Genomic DNA, 22,968 nt, shown 5'->3' on the forward strand with positions numbered 1-22,968 from the left:
CTGCCAGCTCCTATTCGGCAGCCACGCGCGCTGGCGCGGGCTTGAAATCCTCGGGGAAATGCGTGATCGAGCTCATCACCGGGTAGGGCGTGAAGCCGCCCAAGGCGCAGAGCGAACCGAACTTCATCGTGTTGCAGAGGTCGGTGACCAGAGCGAGGTTCTTTTCCGGCTCGATGCCGGCGGCGAGCCTGTCGATGGTCTCCACCCCGCGCGTCGAGCCGATGCGGCAAGGCGTGCACTTGCCGCAGCTTTCGATGGCGCAGAATTCCATGGCGAAGCGTGCCTGTTTCAGCATGTCGGCGGTATCGTCGAAAACCGTGATGCCGGCGTGGCCGATCAGTCCATCGCGCTTGGCGAATTCTTCATAGTCGAACGGCGTGTCGAACAGCGCGCGCGGGAAGTAGGCGCCGAGCGGCCCGCCGACCTGCACCGCCTTGACCGGACGGCCTGTCGCCGTACCGGCGCCGATCTCGTCGACGATCTCGCCCAGCGTCAGGCCGAAAGCGGTTTCGAACAGGCCGCCTTGCTTGACGTTGCCGGCGATCTGGATCGGGATCGTGCCGCGCGAGCGGCCCATGCCGAAATCCTTGTAGAAGGCGGCACCCTTGTCCATGATGATGGGCACGGAAGCGAGCGAGATGACGTTGTTGATCACCGTCGGCTTGCCGAACAGGCCCTGGATCGCGGGCAGCGGCGGCTTGGCGCGCACCACGCCACGCTTGCCTTCCAGGCTGTTCAAGAGCGAGGTTTCCTCGCCGCAGACATAGGCGCCGGCGCCGACACGGATTTCCATGTCGAAAGCATTGGGCGAGCCGAGCACATTGACGCCGAGTACGCCGGCCTTGCGGGCGATCTCGACGGCCTTGTTCATGACCGCCACCGCATGCGGATATTCCGAGCGGATATAGACGAAACCCTTGGTCGCGCCGGTGGCGATGCCGGCGATGGTCATGCCTTCGATGAGCACGAAGGGGTCGCCCTCCATGATCATGCGGTCGGCGAAGGTGGCGCTGTCGCCCTCATCGGCGTTGCAGACGATGTATTTGCGTTCCGATGTCGTATCGAGCACCGTCTTCCATTTGATGCCGGTCGGGAAGCCGGCGCCGCCACGGCCGCGCAGACCGGACTCCGTCACCTGTTTGACGATGTCGGCGGGCGCCATGGCCACCGCGTTCCGCAGGCCATTCAATCCGCCGAGCGATTTGTAGGCATCGAGCGACAGCGGGTCGTTGATGCCGCAGCGCGCGAAGGTCAGGCGTGTCTGCTTGGCGAGGAACGGGATCTTGTCGGGCGCGCCGAGCCAGCGCTTGTGATGCCCGCCCTTGAGGAAGCCGCTGTCGAACAGGCTTTTCACGTCCGACGGCTTCACCGGCCCGTAGGCGACACGGCCATTGGCTGTCGCCACTTCGACCATCGGTTCGAGGAAATAGGCGCCGCGCGAGCCGTTGCGCACGATCTTGGCTTCGATGCCGCGCTCGGCAAGCTCGTTTGCGATCGCTTTGGCGACCTTTTCCGCGCCCAGCGCCAGCGCGCCGGAATCGCCGGGAATGTAGATGCGGGGGGTCATGCGCGCACCTCGGCGACGATCTCGTCGATCTTTTCGTCATCGAGCCGCCCGATCACCTCGCCGTCCAGCATCGCCGACGGCGAACAGGCGCACAGCCCGAGGCAATAGACCGGCTCGAGCGTAACCGATCCGTCACGCGTGGTCTCGTGGAAATCGATGCCGAGCAACTGCTTGATCCTGGCGGCGACGGCGTCCGAACCCATCGACTGGCAGGCTTCCGCCTGGCAGAGCTTCAGCACGTGCCGGCCAGCCGGGCGGGCACGGAAATCGTGATAGAAGGTGACGACGCCGTGCACTTCGGCCCTGGAGAGATTCAGCCCATCGGCGATGACGGGAACTGCCGCCTGCGGCACATGGCCGAACTCCTCCTGGATGCCATGGAGGATCGGGAGCAGCGGACCTTCGAGGTCCTTCAGGTCTTGAACAATCGCCGCCGTGCGCGATGCGATCTCGGTACTTGCAGGCTGCATCGTCATGCAGCGCCCTCCCTGGTCGATAGCGTTCTAGCGCTAAGTCGTTACAAAAACAGAGGAAACCGGTGAAATCAATAAAGCTGATCCGTCGCTTGATAGAAATCTTCTATCAATCGCGCCCAGCCGCCATTCTCTAGCCTAGCGGTGCGCGCGGAAATCGTCTGCCAGCGCCATCGCCTCGTCCAGCAGCGCCTGCACCAGCGGCGTGTGCGGTTCCCGTGGCGCGGCCACCAGGCCGACCGTGTGGCTGGCATCGGGCTCGACGATCGGGATAGCCCGGATCGGTTCGGAAAAACCGAATGTTTCCGCAAGGTTGAGCGGCATGATCGATGACCATTTGCCAGTCCGGATGTGCGAGAACAGCACGATCATCGAATTGGATTCGAGCGTCGGCCGCACCTGCACGCCGGCTTCCGCCAGATGCTGGTCGATGATGCGGCGGTTCTGCATGTCCGGCGTCAACAGGCAGAGCGGCAACTGGCTGATCTCCGCCCATGTCACTTTGTCGCGGTCGGAATAGGGATTTCCGATGGCGGTGATCAATTGATAGCGCTCGTCATAGAGCGGCACGCTGGTCACCCGTCCGAGCGGCTCGTTGTCGAGATAGGTGATGCCGGCATCGACGTCGAAATTGCCGAGCAGCGACAGCACTTCGATCGAGGTGCGCGACAGGATCGAGAAGGTGACGCCCGGGTGCTTGTCGCGGAATGGCGTCGTCAGCCGCGCCACCATGGCGAGCGCGGTAGGAATGGCGGCAATGCGGATTCGGCCTGAAAGGCCGTGGCGGGCGGCGCGCATCTCCTCGCGCATGGTCCTGGAGTCGCCGACAATGCGGCGTGCCCAGACCAGCACCTGCTTGCCCTCCGGCGTCAGCCCCTGGAATCGCGACCCGCGATTGACCAGCATGACGCCGAGCTGGCCTTCGAGCTGCTTGATGCCGGCCGACAGCGTCGGCTGGGTGACGCCGCACACTTCCGCCGCGCGGCCGAAATGCTCTTCCCTGGCCAGAGCGATGAAGAATTCGAGTTTGTCGATCATTGGCGGAAGCTATCCGGCGCGCCGGCGCCGCGCCAGATGATGTTGTACTCGATCATCCAGATCTCGCGCCGCGCTGCCCGATGGCCGAGATTTACCGATCCACGAGATTGAGGATATTGCCGTCCGGGTCCTTGAACCATGCGACTTTCATGCCGCCGCCGACATGGAGGTCCCCCTCCATCGTCAGGCCAGGCATCTCGTAATGCTCGAAGGCGACGCCCTTCGACTTGAGGCCATTGACGACATCGGCGATTTTGTCGCCGACCATCCAGGTCACCGCAGTCGCCTTGTTGGTCCCGGAGAATTGGGAACGATAGACATTGATGGTGGTGTCGCCGCTTTTATACACGATCAGTTCGCCGCCCTCGTCGTGCACCTGTTCCAGGCCGAGTGTTCCCTCATAGAAGGCCTTGGCCTTCGCCAGGTCCTTCACGGCGAGGTTTGCTGTGGCATTGCTGTTTGCAAGCATGATCGTCTCCTTCCCTGGTTGTCATTCCTTCTGGTCATGGAAATAGGTCACCCAGGCCGCTTGACGACCGCCACCTTGCCTGGCGCTTGGAGCCGCCCGCGTTCTGCACTATGTGAGCTGCAGCCGAAAGCCAGGGAACAGCAACCATGTCCGTCACCAAGGAAATCGTCACCGAGCGTCTGAAGACGGTCAATGGACCTGACTTCACCGGCAACATCGTCGATCTCGGCATGGTCTCGGAGATTTTCATCGCCGATTCGAAAGTGTTCTTCTCAATCACCGTTCCCGCCGCGCGCGCCCAGGAGATGGAACCGCTGCGCGCCGCCGCCGAACGCGTCGTCAAGGCCATTCCCGGTGTCGCCGGCGCCGTGGTGGCGCTGACGGCCGAAAAGAAGGGCGGCGGCATGGAGGCGCCGGTTCCCGCACGTCCGGCACCGAGGCACGTACCTCCGGCGCCGCCGCAGCGCCCCGCGCCACAGGCTCCCGCCTCGCACGGCTCAGGCAAGCGCGGCGTGCCCGGCATCGAGGCGATCATCGCGGTTGCCTCCGGCAAGGGCGGCGTCGGCAAGTCAACCACCGCCGTCAACATCGCCCTCGGCCTGGCAGCCAATGGCCTGCGGGTCGGCGTGCTCGATGCCGACATCTACGGCCCGTCGATGCCGAGGCTCCTCAACATCCACGGCCGGCCGCAGACGGTCGACGGCAAGATTCTGAAGCCGATGGAGAATTACGGCCTCAAGGTGATGTCGATGGGCTTCCTCGTTGATGAGGAGACGCCGATGATCTGGCGCGGGCCGATGGTGATGTCGGCGCTGACGCAGATGCTTCGCGAGGTCGAATGGGGGCGGCTCGACGTGCTCGTCGTCGACATGCCGCCCGGCACCGGCGACGCCCAGCTCACCATGGCCCAGCAGGTGCCGCTGGCCGGCGCCGTCATCGTCTCGACGCCACAGGACCTGGCGCTGATCGATGCCCGCAAGGGCCTCAATATGTTCAAGAAAGTCGACGTGCCGCTGCTCGGCATCGTCGAGAACATGAGCTATTTCCTCGCCCCGGATACCGGCAAGCGCTACGATATTTTCGGCCATGGCGGCGCGCGCCGCGAGGCCGAACGCCTGGGCGTCACCTTCCTCGGCGAGGTGCCGCTCGAAATGGGCATTCGCGAAAGCTCGGACGCCGGCACGCCGGTCGTCGTCTCGAAACCGGATGGCGCCGAGGCGAAAATCTACCGCGATATCGCTTCCAAGGTCTGGGACAGGGTCAATGAGGAACGCGGCGCGGCGGAAGCGGCGGTGCCGAACATCGTGTTTGAGTGACCCCTCAAGGGGGGGATCAGCCGCCGACCTTTTCGCCAAACGTCGAAAAGAACTGTCCGGCCAGTTTCTTCGAGGTCGATTCGATCAGCCGGCTGCCGAGCTGCGCGATCTTGCCGCCGACTTCCGCCTTGGCCGCATATTTGAGGACCGTCGCGTCCGGCCCGTCGGCGGTCAGCGTGACGTCGGCGCCACCCTTGGCGAAGCCGGCAATGCCGCCCTTGCCTTCGCCCTGGATGGTGTAGGCATGCGGCGGCTTGAGGTTCTTCAACGTCACTTCGCCGTTGAACGTCGCCTTGATCGGCCCGATCTTCAGTACCACCGTCGCCGCCATCTCGGTCGGCGATTTCATTTCCAGGCTCTGGCAGCCCGGAATGGCGTCCTTCAGGACGGCCGGGTCATTCAGCGCTTCCCACACTTTCTGCACGGGTGCGGCGATACGTTCCTCGCCTTCGATCACCAAAGCCATCAAAACCTCCCCGATCGCCGATGTCGGATTGGTCGTAGCGCGCGGCTCGATAGCTGTCTATCGCACCAAAGTCCGGATTCAGATCACGCGTGCCCCTTGCCTGCATCGGCGCGTTGTCATATCGATTTGTCATACAAATACGGAGACCATGATGGCCGGCGCCCCCACGAAAAAGAAAAAATTCCGCTCGCAGGAGTGGTTCGACAATCCCGACAATCCGGGGATGACGGCTCTCTATCTCGAGCGCTATTTGAATTACGGGCTGACGCGCGCCGAACTGATGTCGGGCAAGCCGCTGATCGGCATCGCCCAGACAGGCTCCGATCTTTCGCCTTGCAACCGGCACCACATCGAGCTCGCCAAGCGCGTGCGCGAAGGCATCGTCTCGATGGGCGGCATTCCCTTCGAGTTCCCCTGCCACCCGATCCAGGAGACCGGCAAGCGCCCGACCGCCGCGCTCGACCGCAACCTCGCCTATCTCAGCCTTGTCGAAGTGCTCTATGGCTATCCGCTGGACGGCGTCGTGCTGACCATCGGCTGCGACAAGACCACGCCTGCCTTGCTGATGGCGGCGGCCACCGTCAACATTCCGGCCATCGCGCTGTCGGTCGGCCCGATGCTCAATGGCTGGCACAAGGGCAAGCGCACCGGCTCGGGCACCATCGTCTGGGAATCGCGCCAGCGCCTGTCGGCCGGCGAGATCGACTATGACGAGTTCATGGATATCGTCGCGTCCTCGGCGCCGTCCACGGGCTACTGCAACACGATGGGCACCGCCACCACAATGAATTCGCTGGCCGAGGCGCTCGGCATGCAATTGCCGGGTTCGGCCGCCATCCCCGCACCGTACCGCGAGCGCGGCCAGATCGCCTATGAGACCGGCAAACGCATCGTCGACATGGTGCATGAGGATCTCAAACCGTCCGACATCATGACCCGCGCGGCCTTCGAAAACGCCATCGTCGTCAATTCCGCGATCGGCGGCTCCACCAACGCGCCGATCCATCTCAACGCGATTGCCCGCCATCTCGGCGTGCCGCTCGACAATGACGACTGGCAGAAGGTCGGCCTCAACGTGCCGCTCATCGTCAATTTGCAGCCGTCGGGCGAATATCTTGGCGAAGACTATCACCATGCCGGTGGCGTGCCTGCCGTGGTGGCCGAGCTGATGAAGGCTGGAATGCTGCCGCATCCCGATGCCCTGACCGTCAACGGCAAGTCGATCGGCGACAACTGCAAGGGGGTCGCCAACGAGAACACCGACGTCATCCGCACCGTGGCCGAGCCGCTGAAGGCCAATGCCGGCTTCATCAACTTCAAGGGCAATCTGTTCGATTCGGCGATCATGAAGATGAGCGGCATCTCGCCCGAATTCCGCGAGCGCTATCTCTCGAACCCGAACGATCCGGAAGCCTTTGAGGGCAACGCCATGGTCTTTGATGGGCCGGAGGATTACCACGCCCGCATCGACGACCCGGCGCAAGGCATCGACGAGCACACCATCCTGTTCATGCGCGGCGCCGGCCCGGTCGGCTATCCCGGCGGCGCCGAGGTCGTCAACATGCAACCGCCGGCCTACCTCATCAAGAAGGGTATCCACGCGCTGGCCTGCATCGGCGACGGCCGCCAGTCCGGCACGTCGGGCTCGCCGTCGATCCTGAATGCCTCGCCGGAAGCCGCGGTCGGCGGCGGACTGGCGTTGCTCAAGTCCGGCGACCGCGTCCGCATCGACCTGAGGAAAGGCACCGCAAACATCCTCGTCAGCGATGACGAGATCACGCGGCGGCGTGCCGAGTTGCAGAAAGATGGCGGCTACCATTATCCCAAGCACCAGACGCCCTGGCAGGAGATTCAACGCGGCATGGTCGACCAGTTCTCGGCCGGCATGGTGCTGAAGCCGGCGGTGAAATACCAGGATGTCGCCCACACCATGGGCGTGCCTCGCGACAATCACTGATTATTCCTCGGAATAGTCATCGATTGTTCCTGGCTGGTCCCGGATGATGGATGGACGAGGAGCGGCGGCCGGATCGATCCGGCCGCCATTCTGGCGGCGCAGCCGCGAATGCTCCGTCCTTGACAAGACTGCCCGACAATTCCAACATCATCGCAAGGGGTGCATCGCGACCACCCCGTGAGGCGTCAGCCCAATGTTCGCGTCCAGGCTTCTCTTTTCAGGAGGTGGACGCCATGCCGTCAACAACCGAAATTACCGTACAGCAACTATCCCGTCTGGTTGGTCTGCCGGGCGCGCCGGCAATTGTCGATGTCCGCATCGATGAGGATTTCGACGCCGATCCGCGCCTGCTGCCGGCCTCGCGCCGGCGCGACTTCAAGACCGTCTCGGCCTGGGCAAACGACTTTGCCGGCGGCCAGGTGGCCGTGGTCTGCCAGAGGGGGCAAAAGCTTTCGCAAGGCGTGGCCGCCTGGCTGCGGCACCAGGGCGTTGCCGCCGAATCCCTCGAAGGCGGTTTCGAGGCCTGGCGCGATGCCAAGGGCCTCCTGGTCCATGCCGCCAAGATCCCGTCGCGCGATGAAAAGGGCCGCACCGTCTGGGTTACGCGGGCTCGTCCCAAGGTCGATCGCGTCGCTTGCCCCTGGCTGATCCGGCGCTTCGTCGATCCGCATGCGGTCTTCCTCTTTGTCGAGGCGGCCGAAGTGCTGGCTGTCGCCGACCGCTTCCAGGCCGTGCCGTTCGACATCGACAATGTGTTCTGGAGCCATCGCGGCGAACGCTGCACCTTCGACACGATGATCGAGGAGTTCGGGCTGGAATCCCAGGCACTCGATCGCCTTGCCACGATCGTGCGCGCGGCCGACACCGCCAGGCTCGATCTCGTTCCCCAAGCCGCCGGATTCCTTGCCGCCTCGCTTGGCCTGTCACGCATGTTCCGCGACGATCTGGAGCAGCTGGACGCCGGCATGCTTCTCTATGACGCGTTCTTTCGCTGGTGCCGCGACGCCACCGAGGAGACGCACAACTGGCCGAGCGGGGCGAAGCCATCATGAGCAGCCTCATTTCGGGGAAAAATGCCGACATCGTCGACGCGCCGGCGGTTCCGAGCTTCCGCGAAGCCACGAAACTCTGGGCGAAGATCGGCTTGCTGAGCTTCGGCGGGCCGGCAGGCCAGATCGCGCTCATGCACAAGGAACTGGTCGAGGAGCGGCGCTGGATCGGCGAGCAGCGTTTCCTGCATGCCTTGAACTACTGCATGCTGCTGCCCGGTCCCGAGGCCCAGCAGCTCGCCATCTATATCGGCTGGCTGCTGCACAAGACGATCGGCGGCCTTGTCGCCGGTATCCTGTTCGTGGTGCCCGGTGCGCTTGTCATGCTCACCTTGAGCATCCTCTATGCGCTCTACGGCGATGTGCCGCTGGTCGAGTCGCTGTTCTTCGGGGTGAAGGCCGCCGTGCTCGCGGTGGTGGTCGAGGCGGTGATCCGCATCGGCCGCCGCGCCTTGAAGAACCGGGCGATGGTGGCGATCGCGCTTTGCGCCTTTCTCGGCACCTATGTGCTCAGCGTCCCGTTCCCGCTCATCGTCCTGGTTGCGGGTCTGGTGGGATGGATGGGAATCCGTGTCGCGCCGGCCCTGTTTTCCGGCGCGGCGCACGGCAAGAACGATGCTCCCGACATCACAGGAGCGGTCGACCTGATGTTCGAGCGTGGCGAACTGGCCCACACCAGGCCAACACGATGGCATGCGCCGCGCACCATCGCGATCTGGCTGCCGATCTGGCTCGGGCCGGTCCTGCTGATCTCCGCACTCACCGGGACAAGCAGCGTATGGACGCAGATCGGCGGCTTCTTCAGCCTCATGGCGGTGGTCACCTTCGGTGGTGCCTACGCGGTTCTTGCCTATGTCGCACAGGCCGCCGTCGAGTCCTTCGGCTGGCTGGCACCCGGCGAGATGGTCGATGGCCTCGGGCTTGCCGAAACCACGCCGGGGCCGCTCATTCTGGTGTTGCAGTTTGTCGGCTTCCTTGCCGCGTTTCGCCATGCCGGCTCGCTGGATCCGTTGCTTGACGGATCGCTTGGAGCGCTGCTGACCTTGTGGGTTACGTTTACCCCGTGCTTCTTCTGGATATTCCTCGGTGCGCCCTACATCGAGGCCCTGCGCGGCAACAAGGCGCTGTCGGCCGCGCTCGGCGCCATCACCGCCGCCGTCGTCGGCGTCATTCTGAACCTCGCTCTATGGTTTGCCTTGCACGTCATCTTTCACGACGTGCGCAGACTGGGCTTCGGCATGAATGTGCCGGTGCCGTCGTCGATCGACTGGCGCGCCGCGCTGCTGTCCTGTGCCGCCATGATCGCCATCCTCAAGCTGAGGATCGGCATGCTGCCGACACTTGCCGGGTCGGCCCTGGCCGGTGTCCTGCTGCTGGTGGTGGGTGGATAGACGCCGGTCAGCGCCTTTGTATTCCGCCGGCCAATCACCTAATTGGTTGTAAACGGATTGGACTATCAATGGCGGGACGACGCTCTTCCCTTGGCTTTCTCGGCATGTTCGGCCGCTCGGGTGATCTGCGGCAGCTCGATGCCGCCTTGCGCGGCGCCGACCTGCACCCGGCCCTGGTCCCGGAGGGCGTAAAACTCACCATCGTCAATCTGATGAAGGACCACTGGCCGGATGAACCGCCGCCGCAGGCCTATCCTCGGGTGGCGACCCTGTTCGGCTACTGCATCGCCGGACCCGAAACCTTCGAGCGTGCGCAAGGTCCCCAACAGCGGCTCGACGCCGAGCGCCGGATCGAGGCGGCTCTCGAAACCGGCGACGGCCTCGATGCCCAGATCGTGCTGATGGCGCTGCACGCCAAGCTGATCAACGCCGAAGTCGTCGAACGCTACGGGCTGGCTGCGGAATAGAGCAATTCCAGGAAAAGTTTGAAGCGTTTTTCCGCCCGGAATTGCGAAAAAATCTAGAAGCTGCGCTCAGCCGCCCATGTTGGCGCGCGGCAGCTTGATCATCTCGCCAAAGCGGGCGCGCAATTTGTCGTCGAGCAGCTTTGGCACATGGCGCGGAAAGCGCTCGGCGAGGATGCGTTTCTTTTCGATGATCGCGCGCTGCAATATGTCGGGCCGGCCCTTCTCGTTCCATTCCTTCGGCGAAAAACGGTCGCCCACGGCCGGGTAGAAATATTCCGTCTGCATCAGCCGCAGCGTCTGCTCGTTGCCGAGATAGTGCCCCGGGCCGTTCAGGCAGACCTCGGCGATGGTGTCGATCGACAGCGCTTCGTCGGTCACTTCTATGCCGCGCACGCAGCGCAGGCAGTGTCCCAACATGTCGTTGTCGATGATCAGGCTTTCCAGACAGAAGCCGAGCAGCGAGGCGTGCATGCCGGCCGATTCATAGACGAGGTTGAGCCCGGCAAGGCCGGCCATCACGTCGGTGATGCCCTTCTCATAGCCTGACTGGATGTCGGGTAGTTTCGAATCCGTCATGCCTGCGGCCGAACCGCCCGGCAGGTCGTAATATTGTGCCATCTGGGCGCAGGCCGCTGTAAGTACGGCTTGCTCGGCCGAGCCACCGGACATTGCCCCTGTGCGCAGGTCGGACACGAACGGCCAGGTGCCGAAGATCGCCGGATGCCCCGGCTTGATGGCGTTGACATAGACGAGACCAGCCAGCACTTCGGCCACCGCTTGCACCACCGCGCCGGCGATCGCCGCAGGCGCCGTGGCGCCGGCCTGTCCGGCCGACAAGAGCAGGATCGGAATACCGCCCTCGACGCAGGCTTCGAGCACGCCGCAGGCGTCCTCGGCGAATTTCATCGGCGGCACGACGAAGCAGTTCGAGTTCGACACGAATGGCCTGGCGCGGAAATTCTCCTCGCCGCCGGCAATCGCATAGAGCATTTCCAGCGCCGGCTGCACGTTCTCGCGCACCGTGAACGAGGTGCCGACATGCTTGGACGTGCCCATCACGCAGGCATAGAGCGTGTTGAAGTCCATTTCGAGGGGATCGGGAATGTCGCGCGGCACCATCGGCCGCTGGAAGAAATGAATGTTGTCGAGCCCTTCGACGATGCGGGCCGCGTCATAGATGTCCTGCAGCAGCGACTCACGGTATTCGCGCTTCTCGACATCGACCAGATGCACGGCGGCGCCGGCCGTGCCGTAATGCACGCGCTTGCCCTGGATTACCATGTCGTGTTTGGGATCCTGGCCGTGCAGGGTGAAATTCCGTGCCGCTCGTCTGATCGTGTCGAGCACCAGCGCGCGCGGGAAACGGATGCGTCCGTCGTCGCCATAGGTGGCGCCGGCCTTGGTCAGCGCCTCGATGCAGGAGGGGATGGCGTTGGCGAAGCCGACGGTCTCCAGCAGCGTCAGCACCGCCTCATGGATGCGCTCCTGATCATTGCCCTTGAGCGGTCCGTAGCTGCCGCCCTCGAGGCCGGCGCGCACCGGCTTGATATCGTCGGCGAGCGGCGCCGCCCGCATGGCGCGGCGCGCTTCGCGTCCGCCGGAGCGGCGTGAACGTTGGTCCGCCGCGTCCTGCTTTTCAAGAACCACTGACATGGAAAACACTCCACCTTTTTCGAGAGGCAGAGCGCGGCGGTTGGTCCACCATCGGCCTGCTTCTTCCCCTTTGTGCCACGACTATGCCGCCGACATTGGCACAGCCTATGAGCCAGTGGGTCCAGTCGAGTATGCCAGGAAAAGGGGAATGGGAGCCACTTAAGGGCGGCTCCCATCAGAAAATTGGAGAAGGGATCAGGCGGCGGCGGGCCTGCGGCCAGCGGCGGTTGCGAGTTCGCGGATACCCGGTTCGATATGCTGCAGCGCGATCGAGGAAATGCCCAACCGCATGAAACGCGAAGGCTTTTCGGTGCGGTCGAAGAAGCGGTCGCCCGGCTCGATGATGACGCTGCGCGAGGCGGCGGCCTCGGCCAAACCGCGGGAATCGGTACCCCGTGGCCCTTCCAGCCAAAGCGAGGTGCCGCCGGCCGAATCGGTCGAACGCCATTCCGGCAGGAAAGCCGAAATCGCATGGACCAGACGCTTGCGCCGCTCGTCGAAGGCACTCGACAGCCGCCGCACCAGCGCCTCGTGATGGCCGAGCGACAGAAAGAGCGCCACGGCGCGCTGGTTGTTGGCCGGCGGATGGCGCAGCATGAAGCGGCGCAGTGCCCTGAGCTCGGCGATTAGTCCAGCGGAAGCCACGATGTAGCCAAGCCGCAGGCCGGGAGCCAGCGTCTTCGACATCGAGCCGACATAGACGACGCGGCCGGAGCGATCGAGGCTCTTCAGCGCCTGCTGCGGCGCCTCGTCGAGAAGCTGGCTGTCATAGCCGTCCTCGATGATGATCTGGTTGTGCCGGTTGGCGCGCGCCAGAAGATCCTGCCGCCGCTCCGCAGACAGCGGCACCATGGTTGGGCAATGATGGCTGGGCGTGACGAATACGAAGCCGGAATCACTGGGAATTGAGGACGTTACGATGCCGGACTGGTCGACCGGCACCGGCTGGATGTCGGCGCCAGCGAGCCGGAAGATCGAGCGTGCGTCTGGGTAGCCCGGATCCTCCATCGCCACTTTCGAGCCCTTGGTCATCAAGAGCGAGGCGAGCATATAGAGCGCGTTCTGGGCGCCCAGCGTGACGATGATTTCGTCGGGATTGGCGAAAATACCGCGCCGGGGCAGCAGCCGAGCCTGGATCTGCTCGATCAGCAGCGGATCGTCGCGGTCGACCATGTCGGAGGCCCAGTTGCGGATCTCCAGCACGGCCAGCGCCATGCGGTTGCACTCGCGCCATTCGGCGGTCGGGAACAGCGCCGGGTCGAACTGGCCGTAGACGAAGGGGTAAGACGACTTGATCCAGTTGTCATGCTTCGCCGGCGGCGGCATGTCGCTCGCGGCGATCTGCCGGCGCGCCTTCCAGTCGATCTCGTTGGCCTGGTCGGGCGCCTTCTGGTGCGGCTTGGCGGGTGTCGCCAGCACGTCGGGATTGACGAAATGACCGCGCCGCTCGCGCGCCACCAGGAATCCCTGGTCGACGAGTTGCTGGAAGGCCAGCACCACCGTTCCGCGCGCCACGCCGAGTTTTTCGGCCAGGATCCGGCAGGAGGGGAGCGGCATCGAAGCGGCGATCTGGCGGTCGAGAATGGCGGCCACGATGGCTTGGCGGATCTGCGCCTGCAGGGTCTGGCCGGATTCGGCCGAAATCCGGAACAGGCCGGACCATATCGCCGTGTCGTTTCTCTGTGGCATGGAAGATGTTCCTCGATGGCCAGCTTTTTTTGCTTGGCTGGACCAGCCGAACGTAACCGTGGCACAAGGGGTTGCGCCAATCAATTTTTCTGATCTTTGGGATTTATGCCAGTGATCCTTCAGCTCGAAAAGTGATCCTTCAAGCTCGAACCAAGGCGCGGCCACCTCGCTGTCCGACACATTGTGTCATCGCATCGTGATGCGCTGCGTCATCGCCGCGTATTGACCGGATGGAATTCGGCTCAATAGTTGTGGCGCGACGACACGCGCCGGAAACATCCGGTCTGATATGGTGCGTCCAAAACGCCAGGAGTCCCCGCCAGTGGATCAGTCAGCCTTCCAGAAACAGCTTGCCGCCCTGCGCGATCATCGCGCCGCGGCCCCTGGCGACATGCGCCAGGCCTTCGCCGCCGATCCGCAGCGGTTCAAGACATTTTCCGTCACCGACGACGACATGCTGCTCGACTGGTCGAAATGCGCCGTCGACGCGGTGACCATGGATCTCCTGGAGAAGCTCGCCGCCGCCGCCGATCTCGAAGGCCGCCGCGCCGCCCTGTTCGCCGGCAAGAAGATCAACATCACCGAGGACCGTGCCGTTCTGCACACGGCGCTGCGCAACCTCAGCGGCAAGGGTGTCACGGTCGACGGCCAGGACGTCAAGGCGGATGTCATTGCCGTGCTCGATGCCATGGGCGCCTTCGCCGATGCCATCCGCTCGGGCAAGGCGACTGGCGCCACCGGCAAGAAGATCACCGACATCGTCAACATCGGCATTGGCGGTTCGGACCTTGGTCCGGCCATGGCGACGCTCGCGCTCGCTCCCTATCATGACGGTCCGCGCGCGCACTACGTCTCCAACATCGACGGCGCCCATATCCACGACACGCTGAAGGGGCTGTCGGCCGAGACCACGCTGTTCATCATCGCGTCCAAGACCTTCACCACGGTCGAGACGATGACCAATGCCCAGACGGCGCGCGACTGGGTACAGAAGGCGCTCGGTGTGGAGGCCGTGGGCAAGCATTTCGCCGCCGTCTCGACCGCGCTCGACCTGGTGGCGAAATTCGGCATCGAGCAGGACCGCGTCTTCGGCTTCTGGGACTGGGTCGGCGGCCGCTATTCGCTGTGGGGCGCGATCGGCCTGCCGGTCATGATCGCCATCGGCCCGCGCAACTTCCGCGCTTTCCTCGACGGCGCGCATGAGATGGACGAACATTTCCGCACCGCGCCGCTCCGCAAGAACCTGCCGGCGCTTCTGGGCCTGGTTGGCTGGTGGCACCGGGTGATCCGCGGCTATCCAGCCCGCGCCGTCATCCCTTACGACCAGCGCCTGTCCAGGCTGCCGGCCTATCTGCAGCAGCTCGACATGGAATCGAACGGCAAGGGCGTCACCCTCGACGGCACGCCGGTGACGACGCCGACCGGGCCGCTGGTCTGGGGCGAGCCGGGCACCAACGGCCAGCACGCCTTCTTCCAGTTGCTGCACCAGGGCACCGATCTGATCCCGGTCGAGTTCCTTGTCGCCGCTGTCGGCCACGAGCCTGACCTCAAGCACCAGCATGACCTGCTGCTCGCCAACTGCCTGGCGCAATCGGAAGCCTTGATGAAGGGCCGCACGCTGGATGAAGCGCGCGCGCAGATGCTGGCCAAGGGCATGAAGCCGGCCGATGTCGACAAAATAGCGCCGCATCGTGTCTTCTCCGGCAATAGGCCTTCGGTGACCATCCTCTACCGCAAGCTCGACCCGCGCACCTTCGGCCGGCTGATCGCGCTCTACGAGCACCGGGTCTTCGTCGAGGGCACGCTGTTCAACATCAATTCCTTCGACCAATGGGGCGTCGAACTCGGCAAGGAACTGGCCACCGGCCTGCTGCCTGTCGTGGAAGGCAAGGAAAGCGCCGCCAAGCGGGATGCATCGACCGCCGGCCTGGTGGGATACATCCACCAATTGCGTGGTTCGGAGTGAAGCGCTTGGGAGACATCAAGGGAATATTGTTCGACAAGGACGGAACACTTGTCGACTTCAACGCGACCTGGCTCGGCGTCGCCGATTTCATGGCCATGGACGCGGCCGATGGCGATCGCTGGAAGGCCGACAGGTTGCTGGCGGCCGCCGGCTTCGACTTCGCCAACCGGCGCTTCAAGCCCGACTCCATCTTTGCCTCAGGCACCAATCTCGACGTCGTCGAACTGTGGTTCCCGCGCCTCTCCAACGAGGACCAGATGCTGGCCGTCGCCCGCTTCAACGAGATCACCTCGGTGCAGGGCTCGGCGATGGCGGTGGCGCTGCCCGATATCGTCGACACGCTGGCCCTGCTGCACAAGCGATCCTACCGGCTTGGCGTCGCCACCAACGATTCGACCAGCGGCGCGGAGAAGACCTTGGCCACGCTCGGCGTCGCGCAACTGTTCGACGCCGCCTACGGCTACGACGCGGTGGCGAACCCCAAGCCCGCGCCCGACACCATCCAGGCCTTTTGCGACCTCACCGGCCTGAAGCCAAGCGAGATCGCCATGGTCGGCGACAACCGCCACGATCTCGAAATGGCACGCGCCGGCGGCTGCGGCCTGGCGGTGGGGGTGCTCTCCGGCACCGGTACGCGTGAGTCCCTGGCTGAGATCGCCGACGTCATCCTGGATTCGGTTGCTGATTTGCCGGATTTCCTTTCTGCGCGGGTCAAGGAGACGGTCTGATCGGCAGGGCGAGGGACAGTTCGGTCTCAAGGCGAAAGACAGCGCTCGGCTTCAGCGAGGCGTCTTTCGCCTCGCCGAAATCCGGCACCTTGTATTCGGCAACCAGCCGCAGCCGCGAGCGGGGCAGATAGGCCCGGCCCGGATCGCCGACCAGCACCTCGATGCCGGCGGCGAGGCAGCGGTCGAGGAAAGGCATCATCTCCAGGGCGACACCTTGCCCGTAGAACACGTCGCCGGCGAGCACCAGATCCACGGCGGGCGGCGGCCCGGAGGTGATGTCGTTCCCCATTATCGTGATCGTGACGCCATTGGCTGCCGCATTCAGCGCCAGCGCGGCAACGCCGTTCCGATCAACCTCGGCGGCCATAACCTCACACGCGCCGGCCTTTGCGGCGGCAATGCCGACGATGCCGGAGCCTGCTCCTAGGTCGAGCACGCGGCGGCTCGCCACGATCTCCGGATGCTCCAGCACATAACGCGCCAGCACGGCGCCGCCTGCCCACGCATAGGCCCAATAGGGCGGTTGCGGCTCCTGAGAAACGGCATCATCGTCTTCGACAAGGCGCCTCAGCCCGCTGCTCGGGTGGGCGGTGTAGAGCCGGATTTCGTGAAGCGCTGGCACTGGTACAAGGCGCATGTTCGCCTTGATGAACGCCGTCGGATCGAGGCGCATGCGCCGGTCCGGCACATCGTCGTTGGCGAGATCCACTATTCGCGCAGCGCCCGGCGCAGGATCTTGCCGACCGGCGTCTTGGGCAATTCGGTCCTGAACTCTATGTATTTCGGCCGCTTGTAGCCAGTCAGGTTCTCCCGGCAAAAAGCGGTGATGGCCTCGGCGGTCAGGGCCGGGTCCTTCTTGACGATGAACAGTTTCGGCACTTCGCCCGAATGCTCGTCCGGCACGCCGATCGCCGCCACTTCGAGCACGCCTGGATGCGCCGCCACGACCTCCTCGAGTTCGGTCGGATAGACGTTGAAGCCGGAGACGAGGATCATGTCCTTCTTGCGGTCGACAATCTTGGTGTAGCCGCGATCGTCCATGAAGCCCATGTCGCCCGACTTGAAGAAGCCGTCCTTGGTCATCACCTTGGCGGTCTCGTCAGGCCGGTTCCAGTAGCCGGTCATCACCTGCGGTCCCCTGATGCAGATCTCGCCGACCTCGCCGAGTGGCACGTTGTTGCCGTCGTCGTCCCTGATGACGATCTCGGTCGAGGGCAACGGCAAGCCAATCGTGCCGGTGAACTCGCCGGAGCTGAACTTGTTGGCCGTCGCCACCGGCGAGGTCTCCGAAAGGCCATAGCCTTCGCTGACCGGGCAGCCGGTCAGCGCCTTCCAGCGCTCGGCGACGCCCTTTTGCACCGCCATGCCGCCGCCCAGCGTCAGGAGCAGCGGCTTGAAGTCGAGCTTGCGAAAATCCTCATTGTTGAGCAGCGCGTTGAACAGCGTGTTGAGGCCCGGGAAGATATGGATCGGATATTTGCCCATTTCCTTGACGAAGCCGGGAATGTCGCGCGGATTGGGGATCAGTATGTTCTGGCCGCCCATCTGCATGCCCATCAGCGCGTTCACCGTCAGCGCGAAGATATGGTAGAGCGGCAGGGCGCAGATCAGGTTGAGATGCGCCGGCTTCGGCTTGACGGTGTAGGCATCCTGCAGCCACAGCGAATTCTGCGCGACATTGGCCAGCACATTGCTGTGCAACAGCGTCGCGCCTTTCGAGATGCCCGTGGTGCCGCCGGTATATTGCAGGAAGGCAACATCGTTGGCTGTCACCGTGGCCGGCTTGAAAGTCATGCCGCGGCCGGCCTTCAGGGCGGCGTTGAACTTGACATGGCCGGGCAAAGACCAGGCCGGGACCATTTTCTTGACGCGCCGCACGACCAGATTGACGATCGTGCCCTTGAGGCCGCCGAGCATGTCGCCCATCGCCGCGATGACGACATGCTTGACCGAGGTCCTGGCGACCACGGCCTGCAAGGTGTTGGCGAAGTTTTCCAGGATGACGATGGCCTGCGCCCCCGAATCCTTGAGCTGATGCTCCAGTTCGCGCGGCGTGTAGAGCGGATTGATGTTGACCACGACGTAGCCGGCGCGCGCCACCGCCATCATCGCCACCGGGTACTGCAGCACATTCGGCATCATCAGGGCGACGCGCGCGCCTTTCTGCAATCCGGTGGACTGCAGGTAGGCACCGAAGTCAGCCGAAAGCTGTTCGAGTTCAGCGTAGGTGATGGATTTGCCCATGCAAGTGAAAGCCGGCTGGCCGGCGAACTGCTTGCAGGCGCCAACCAGGAAGTCGCCGATGGAACTGTAGGGAAGGGCGCCGATCTCGGCCGGCATGTTCTTGGGATAGCTGTTGAGCCATGGCTTTTGCGGCAGGCCGGCGGCGAGTTCGGTCAGTGCCTTCGGCAGCCGCCGATGGGCGGCCGGTGCCTTCGCTGGCGATACAGCCTTCGGCGCCCCGGCTTTTGCTGGGGAAGTCTTTGCCGCAGACGGCCTTGCCGGCGCGGCCTTCGCCGCCGGCTTAGCGATGGGCTTGGCTTTCGCCGGCGCTTTCGCCGCCGGCGCCTTCTTGGCGGCTTTTGCTTCCGTCCTGGCGGGCGTGGCTTTGGTGGCGGCTTTGCCCTGGCCTTCGGCCGGTTTCGAGACTGCCCTTGCCGACGCTTTCACCGGCACCTTCGATGCTTTTGCCACCCGTTCCTCCCTAGCAATTCTTGTTCGCCGTCTCTTGTCGGCCTGCGCCGCGCTCATCTCCGAATTGACAGAGACGTCCTCCGCTGCCGCCAGCATCCATCTATGTATTGCCTCTATCGGCGGCGGTGCAAGTCTTGCCCTAGCGGCAGGAGGCCGAAAGATTTGCCGCCGAAAATCTTTCCCGCCGGCGACAGCTGGAACCGGCATCTTTGCGCATCGATGGCCCGGGGGAAGAGGAGGGGCGGCCCTTTGTCGGCGGATGCAAGATCAATAAAAAAATGCGGTCGTTAATAATATTGTGAATAGAAAAAACTGCTAATTTTTTCTGCTATTTAGCAAAATAGCGGATTTTTTTCCTGCTTCCCGAGGGGTAAGCAAACGGGGTGTTCCAAAGCCGGAAGAACGGTGCTTATATGCGCGCTTCGCGAGCCTGATAGAGGGGCTTGGAAGAACATCAGGGAGTGCTCAATGAAGAAGAAATTGACTTTTGCAGCCGCGTTGCTGGCTGCAAGCGTCCTGGGAGGCGTGGCAAACGCGAAAACTCTGGTCTATTGCGCGGAAGCGTCGCCTGAAGGTTTCGACCCGGCGCCATACACCGCGGGCCAGACATTCGACGCGTCCTCGCGTACCGTCTTCAACCGCCTTGTCGAATTCGATCACGGCAAGACCTCCGTCTCACCCGGCCTGGCTGACAGCTGGACCATCTCCGACGACGGCAAGGAATATACTTTCAAGCTTCGCAAGGGCGTCAAGTTCGCGCCCACCGACTACTTCACCCCGACGCGCGATCTGAACGCCGACGACGTGGTGTTCTCCTTCGAGCGCCAGGTCGACAAGAACGGCCCCTGGTTCCAGTACATACCGGGCATCGCCTACCAGTATTACAATGACCAGTTCGGCGACAACATCACCAAGGTCGAGAAGGTCGACGACCTGACCGTGAAGTTCACGCTGAAGGAGCCGGCGATCACCTTCATCCCGACGCTGGGCATGGATTTCGCCTCGATCGTCTCCAAGGAATATGCCGACAAGCTGCAGGCCGACAAGACGCCTGAACTGTTCAACCAGAAGCCGGTCGGCACCGGCCCGTTCATCTTCGTCGACTACCAGACCGACGCCGCCATCCGCTACAAGGCCAACCCGGACTATTGGGGCGGCAAGCAGAAGATCGACGATCTGGTCTTCGCCATCACCACCGATCCGGCGGTGCGCGCGCAGAAGCTGAAGGCTGGCGAATGCAACATCATGTCCTACCCGGCACCGGCCGACATCGCCGGCCTGCAGGCTGATGCGAACCTGACGGTCGCGGAGCAGGAAGGCCTCAACGTCGGCGCGCTGATGTACAACACCCAGCAGAAGCCGTTCGACGATGTGCGCGTGCGCAAGGCGCTCAACATGGCCATCAACAAGAAGGCCATCATCGACGCCGTGTTCCAGGGCGCCGGCCAGGTGGCGATCAACCCGATCCCGCCGACCATGTGGTCCTACAACAAGGAAGTGAAGGACGATCCGTACGATCCGGACGCGGCCAAGAAGCTGCTCGAAGAGGCCGGCGTCAAGGACCTCAAGATGAACGTCTGGGCCATGCCCGTCTCGCGCCCGTACATGCCGAACGCGCGCCGCACCGCCGAGCTGATCCAGGCCGACTTCGCCAAGGTCGGCGTCACCGTCAACATCGTCAGCTATGACTGGGGTGAATATCTCAAGCGCGCTTCGGCGGTCGATCACGACGGCGCCGTCATCGTCGGCTGGACCGGCGACAATGGCGATCCGGACAACTTCCTCGGCGTGCTCCTGAGCTGCGCTTCCGTCGGTTCGAACAACCGCGCGGAATGGTGCAACAAGGACTTCGATGCGCTCATCAACAAGGCCAAGACGGTTTCCGACCAGGCCGAGCGTACCAAGCTCTACGAACAGGCACAGGTCATCTTCAAGGAGCAGGCACCGTGGGCGACGCTCGCCCATTCCAAGGTGTTCATGCCGATGCAGAAGACCGTCACCGGCTTTGCGATGGATCCGCTCGGGATTCACCGCTTTGACGGCGTCGACATCGCCGAATAAGGTTCGCGAAACGGGGCGGCGCCACAAGGTGCCGCCCCACCTCGCCCGCCATGCTGCGTTATATCCTCGGCAAGCTCGCCCTCATCATCCCGACCTTTATCGGGATAACCATCCTCGCCTTTGGCTTCGTGCGCATCCTGCCCGGTGATCCGGTGCTGGTGCTTGCGGGCGAACGTGGCCTGTCGCCCGAACGCCACACGGCGCTGATGCATCAGTTCGGTTTCGACCTGCCGATCTGGCAACAGTATCTTACCTATCTGACCAACATCCTCAGTGGCGATTTCGGCACTTCGTTTTCCACCAAGACGCCGGTGCTCAAGGATTTCCTGGTGCGGTTCCCGGCAACGGTCGAACTCGCCATCTTCGCCATGATCTTCGCCGTCGTCTTCGGTGTCGCCTTCGGCATCTTCGCCGCCATCCGCCGTGGCTCATGGTTCGACCAGCTGACCATGGGCACCGCGCTCGCCGGCTATTCCATGCCCATCTTCTGGTGGGGACTGTTGCTGATCATCGTGTTCTCCGGCACGCTGCACTGGACGCCGGTTTCCGGCCGCATAGACCTTCTCTATTTCTTCAAGCCGGTGACCGGCTTCATGACCATCGATTCCCTCATCTCGGGCCAGAAGGGCGCCTTCCGCTCGGCGGTGTCGCACCTCATTCTGCCCACCATCGTGCTCGGCACCATTCCGCTGGCGGTCATCGCCAGGCAGACGCGGTCGGCCATGCTCGAAGTGCTGGGCGAGGATTATGTGCGCACCGCGCGCGCCAAGGGCCTGGCGCCACGCCGCGTCATCGGCCTGCATGCCTTCCGCAACGCGCTGATCCCGGTCGTCACCACCATCGGCCTGCAGGTCGGCACGTTGCTCACCGGCGCCATCCTGACCGAAAGCATCTTTTCGTGGCCCGGCATCGGCAAATGGATGATCGACGCCATTTCCAAGCGCGACTATTTCACCGTGCAGGGCGGGTTGCTTTTGATCGCGCTGATCGTCATGTCGGTGAACCTGATCGTCGACGTGCTCTACGCCGTCATCAACCCGCGCATCCGGGCGAATTGACATGACCAATGAAGGCCCAGCCACCATCGAAGCCGCCACCGTCGTCAAGCCGCAGGACGCGCGGCTGCAGATGTTCGCCGAGTTCTGGCATTATTTCTCGATCAACAAGGGCGCGGTGATCGGGCTCTTCGTCTTCGCCCTGCTGATCCTGGTCGCCATCTTCGCGCCGCTGCTCGCCCCGCATTCGCCTGACGATCAGTTCCGTGACTTCTTCCTGACGCCGCCGGCCTGGCAGGAAGGCGGTAACGCGCAATTCCTGCTCGGCACCGACGCCGTCGGCCGCGATATGCTGTCGCGCCTGATCTACGGTTCGCGCTTCTCGCTCGCCATCGGCTTCGTCGTCGTCACGACGGCGCTGATCTCGGGCGTCATCCTCGGCCTGCTCGCCGGCTACTGCCGTGGCTGGGTCGACACGCTGATCATGCGCATCATGGACATTATCCTGGCCTTCCCGTCGCTGCTCTTGGCGCTGGTGCTGGTCGCGGTGCTCGGCCCCGGCCTCGTCAACGCCATGATCGCCATCGCCTTCGTGCTGCAGCCGCATTTTGCCCGGCTCACCCGCGCCGCGGTGATGGCGGAGAAGACCCGCGAATATGTCGTCTCGGCCAAGGTTGCCGGCGCCAGTCATCTCAGGCTGATGCTGGTCACCATCCTTCCCAACTGCATCGCCCCGCTGATCGTGCAGGCGACGCTGTCCTTCTCCAACGCCATCCTCGAGGCCGCCGCCCTTGGCTTCCTCGGCATGGGCGCGCAGCCGCCGACGCCCGAATGGGGCACCATGCTTGCCGAAGCGCGCGAATTCATCCTGCGCGCCTGGTGGGTGGTGACCTTCCCAGGCCTCGCCATCCTGATCACCGTCTTTGCCATCAACCTGATCGGCGACGGCCTGCGCGACGCCCTCGACCCCAAGCTGAAGAGGTCGTGAG

General features: G+C 63.7%; 19 protein-coding genes. 10 read left to right on the forward strand and 9 right to left on the reverse strand.

Features of this window, described 5'->3' with window-relative positions:
* Window positions 1-10: 10 nt before the first annotated feature.
* The 4 genes from LB569_RS00920 to LB569_RS00935 form a co-directional block, all read right to left on the reverse strand.
* Complete coding sequence (locus LB569_RS00920) at window positions 11-1,567, reverse strand: formate dehydrogenase beta subunit (RefSeq protein ID WP_140706446.1); 1,557 nt, start codon at window positions 1,565-1,567, stop codon at window positions 11-13.
* Window positions 1,564-2,043, reverse strand: coding sequence for a formate dehydrogenase subunit gamma (locus tag LB569_RS00925; RefSeq protein ID WP_140706444.1), 480 nt, complete (start codon window positions 2,041-2,043; stop codon window positions 1,564-1,566). Before LB569_RS00925 ends, LB569_RS00920 begins: the two co-directional genes overlap by 4 nt.
* A gap of 135 nt (window positions 2,044-2,178) precedes the next feature.
* Window positions 2,179-3,078 (reverse strand): LysR family transcriptional regulator, encoded by a 900-nt coding sequence (locus LB569_RS00930; protein ID WP_140706442.1) that lies wholly within the window; start codon window positions 3,076-3,078, stop codon window positions 2,179-2,181.
* 91 nt (window positions 3,079-3,169) lie between these two features.
* Entirely contained in the window at window positions 3,170-3,547 is a 378-nt protein-coding gene (locus LB569_RS00935) for a VOC family protein (RefSeq protein WP_224690715.1), read from the reverse strand.
* A gap of 146 nt (window positions 3,548-3,693) precedes the next feature.
* Between LB569_RS00935 and LB569_RS00940 the strand changes: the two genes are divergently transcribed.
* On the forward strand, window positions 3,694-4,863 hold the full coding sequence (locus tag LB569_RS00940) for an Mrp/NBP35 family ATP-binding protein (RefSeq protein WP_224690716.1): 1,170 nt from the start codon (window positions 3,694-3,696) through the stop codon (window positions 4,861-4,863).
* A gap of 16 nt (window positions 4,864-4,879) precedes the next feature.
* Here the strand turns inward: LB569_RS00940 and LB569_RS00945 are convergent, their stop codons facing one another.
* Entirely contained in the window at window positions 4,880-5,329 is a 450-nt protein-coding gene (locus LB569_RS00945) for an SRPBCC family protein (RefSeq protein ID WP_224690717.1), read from the reverse strand.
* Window positions 5,330-5,480: 151 nt separating this feature from the next.
* Between LB569_RS00945 and LB569_RS00950 the strand changes: the two genes are divergently transcribed.
* From LB569_RS00950 to LB569_RS00965, 4 genes are all read left to right on the forward strand, one after another.
* Complete coding sequence (locus LB569_RS00950; RefSeq protein WP_224690718.1) at window positions 5,481-7,286, forward strand: IlvD/Edd family dehydratase; 1,806 nt, start codon at window positions 5,481-5,483, stop codon at window positions 7,284-7,286.
* A gap of 233 nt (window positions 7,287-7,519) precedes the next feature.
* Window positions 7,520-8,338 (forward strand): chromate resistance protein ChrB domain-containing protein, encoded by an 819-nt coding sequence (locus LB569_RS00955; RefSeq protein WP_224690719.1) that lies wholly within the window; start codon window positions 7,520-7,522, stop codon window positions 8,336-8,338.
* Window positions 8,335-9,726 (forward strand): chromate efflux transporter, encoded by a 1,392-nt coding sequence (gene chrA / locus LB569_RS00960; RefSeq protein ID WP_224690720.1) that lies wholly within the window; start codon window positions 8,335-8,337, stop codon window positions 9,724-9,726. Before LB569_RS00955 ends, chrA begins: the two co-directional genes overlap by 4 nt.
* A 68-nt stretch (window positions 9,727-9,794) precedes the next feature.
* Window positions 9,795-10,193: a hypothetical protein gene (locus tag LB569_RS00965; protein ID WP_224690721.1), complete on the forward strand. Its 399-nt coding sequence runs from the start codon at window positions 9,795-9,797 to the stop codon at window positions 10,191-10,193.
* A gap of 66 nt (window positions 10,194-10,259) precedes the next feature.
* Here the strand turns inward: LB569_RS00965 and LB569_RS00970 are convergent, their stop codons facing one another.
* Together LB569_RS00970 and LB569_RS00975 are read right to left on the reverse strand one after the other, a co-directional pair.
* Entirely contained in the window at window positions 10,260-11,846 is a 1,587-nt protein-coding gene (locus LB569_RS00970; protein ID WP_224690722.1) for a trimethylamine methyltransferase family protein, read from the reverse strand.
* A gap of 195 nt (window positions 11,847-12,041) precedes the next feature.
* A complete protein-coding gene (locus LB569_RS00975) occupies window positions 12,042-13,535 on the reverse strand; it encodes a PLP-dependent aminotransferase family protein (RefSeq protein WP_006202854.1) in 1,494 nt (497 codons plus the stop codon).
* Between the two features lie 322 nt (window positions 13,536-13,857).
* Between LB569_RS00975 and pgi the strand changes: the two genes are divergently transcribed.
* Together pgi and LB569_RS00985 are read left to right on the forward strand one after the other, a co-directional pair.
* Entirely contained in the window at window positions 13,858-15,501 is a 1,644-nt protein-coding gene (pgi, locus tag LB569_RS00980) for a glucose-6-phosphate isomerase (RefSeq protein ID WP_411970177.1), read from the forward strand.
* Between the two features lie 5 nt (window positions 15,502-15,506).
* Window positions 15,507-16,229, forward strand: a complete 723-nt coding sequence (locus LB569_RS00985; RefSeq protein WP_224690724.1) for an HAD family hydrolase — start codon at window positions 15,507-15,509, stop codon at window positions 16,227-16,229.
* Here LB569_RS00985 and LB569_RS00990 read toward each other — a convergent pair.
* Together LB569_RS00990 and LB569_RS00995 are read right to left on the reverse strand one after the other, a co-directional pair.
* A complete protein-coding gene (locus LB569_RS00990) occupies window positions 16,213-16,902 on the reverse strand; it encodes a class I SAM-dependent methyltransferase (protein ID WP_224691110.1) in 690 nt (229 codons plus the stop codon). The two genes, LB569_RS00985 and LB569_RS00990, sit on opposite strands and share 17 nt — an antisense overlap.
* A 35-nt stretch (window positions 16,903-16,937) precedes the next feature.
* The gene (locus tag LB569_RS00995; RefSeq protein WP_224536305.1) at window positions 16,938-18,923 is read right to left on the reverse strand and encodes a long-chain fatty acid--CoA ligase; all 1,986 of its coding nucleotides are present in this window, start codon (window positions 18,921-18,923) and stop codon (window positions 16,938-16,940) included.
* Between the two features lie 468 nt (window positions 18,924-19,391).
* Between LB569_RS00995 and LB569_RS01000 the strand changes: the two genes are divergently transcribed.
* The 3 genes from LB569_RS01000 (at window position 19,392) to LB569_RS01010 (ending at window position 22,967) form a co-directional block, all read left to right on the forward strand.
* Entirely contained in the window at window positions 19,392-20,984 is a 1,593-nt protein-coding gene (locus LB569_RS01000) for an ABC transporter substrate-binding protein (RefSeq protein ID WP_224690725.1), read from the forward strand.
* A 50-nt stretch (window positions 20,985-21,034) separates the two neighbouring features.
* Window positions 21,035-22,042, forward strand: a complete 1,008-nt coding sequence (locus LB569_RS01005; RefSeq protein ID WP_056569725.1) for an ABC transporter permease subunit — start codon at window positions 21,035-21,037, stop codon at window positions 22,040-22,042.
* A gap of 70 nt (window positions 22,043-22,112) precedes the next feature.
* Complete coding sequence (locus tag LB569_RS01010; RefSeq protein ID WP_181173705.1) at window positions 22,113-22,967, forward strand: ABC transporter permease subunit; 855 nt, start codon at window positions 22,113-22,115, stop codon at window positions 22,965-22,967.
* Window position 22,968: the final 1 nt, after the last annotated feature.

The organism is Mesorhizobium sp. BH1-1-4, from assembly GCF_020165665.1.
Lineage (GTDB): Bacteria > Pseudomonadota > Alphaproteobacteria > Rhizobiales > Rhizobiaceae > Mesorhizobium.

Excerpts from the sequence above, each read along its gene's own strand:
- LB569_RS00920 (WP_140706446.1), bottom strand. The coding sequence starts at position 1,567 with ATGACCCCCCGCATCTACATTCCCGGCGATTCCGGCGCGCTGGCGCTG.
- LB569_RS00925 (WP_140706444.1), bottom strand. The coding sequence starts at position 2,043 with ATGACGATGCAGCCTGCAAGTACCGAGATCGCATCGCGCACGGCGGCG.
- LB569_RS00930 (WP_140706442.1), bottom strand. The coding sequence starts at position 3,078 with ATGATCGACAAACTCGAATTCTTCATCGCTCTGGCCAGGGAAGAGCAT.
- LB569_RS00935 (WP_224690715.1), bottom strand. The coding sequence starts at position 3,547 with ATGCTTGCAAACAGCAATGCCACAGCAAACCTCGCCGTGAAGGACCTG.
- LB569_RS00940 (WP_224690716.1), top strand. The coding sequence starts at position 3,694 with ATGTCCGTCACCAAGGAAATCGTCACCGAGCGTCTGAAGACGGTCAAT.
- LB569_RS00945 (WP_224690717.1), bottom strand. The coding sequence starts at position 5,329 with ATGGCTTTGGTGATCGAAGGCGAGGAACGTATCGCCGCACCCGTGCAG.
- LB569_RS00950 (WP_224690718.1), top strand. The coding sequence starts at position 5,481 with ATGGCCGGCGCCCCCACGAAAAAGAAAAAATTCCGCTCGCAGGAGTGG.
- LB569_RS00955 (WP_224690719.1), top strand. The coding sequence starts at position 7,520 with ATGCCGTCAACAACCGAAATTACCGTACAGCAACTATCCCGTCTGGTT.
- chrA (WP_224690720.1), top strand. The coding sequence starts at position 8,335 with ATGAGCAGCCTCATTTCGGGGAAAAATGCCGACATCGTCGACGCGCCG.
- LB569_RS00965 (WP_224690721.1), top strand. The coding sequence starts at position 9,795 with ATGGCGGGACGACGCTCTTCCCTTGGCTTTCTCGGCATGTTCGGCCGC.
- LB569_RS00970 (WP_224690722.1), bottom strand. The coding sequence starts at position 11,846 with ATGTCAGTGGTTCTTGAAAAGCAGGACGCGGCGGACCAACGTTCACGC.
- LB569_RS00975 (WP_006202854.1), bottom strand. The coding sequence starts at position 13,535 with ATGCCACAGAGAAACGACACGGCGATATGGTCCGGCCTGTTCCGGATT.
- LB569_RS00990 (WP_224691110.1), bottom strand. The coding sequence starts at position 16,902 with ATGCGCCTCGATCCGACGGCGTTCATCAAGGCGAACATGCGCCTTGTA.
- LB569_RS01000 (WP_224690725.1), top strand. The coding sequence starts at position 19,392 with ATGAAGAAGAAATTGACTTTTGCAGCCGCGTTGCTGGCTGCAAGCGTC.
- LB569_RS01005 (WP_056569725.1), top strand. The coding sequence starts at position 21,035 with ATGCTGCGTTATATCCTCGGCAAGCTCGCCCTCATCATCCCGACCTTT.
- LB569_RS01010 (WP_181173705.1), top strand. The coding sequence starts at position 22,113 with ATGTTCGCCGAGTTCTGGCATTATTTCTCGATCAACAAGGGCGCGGTG.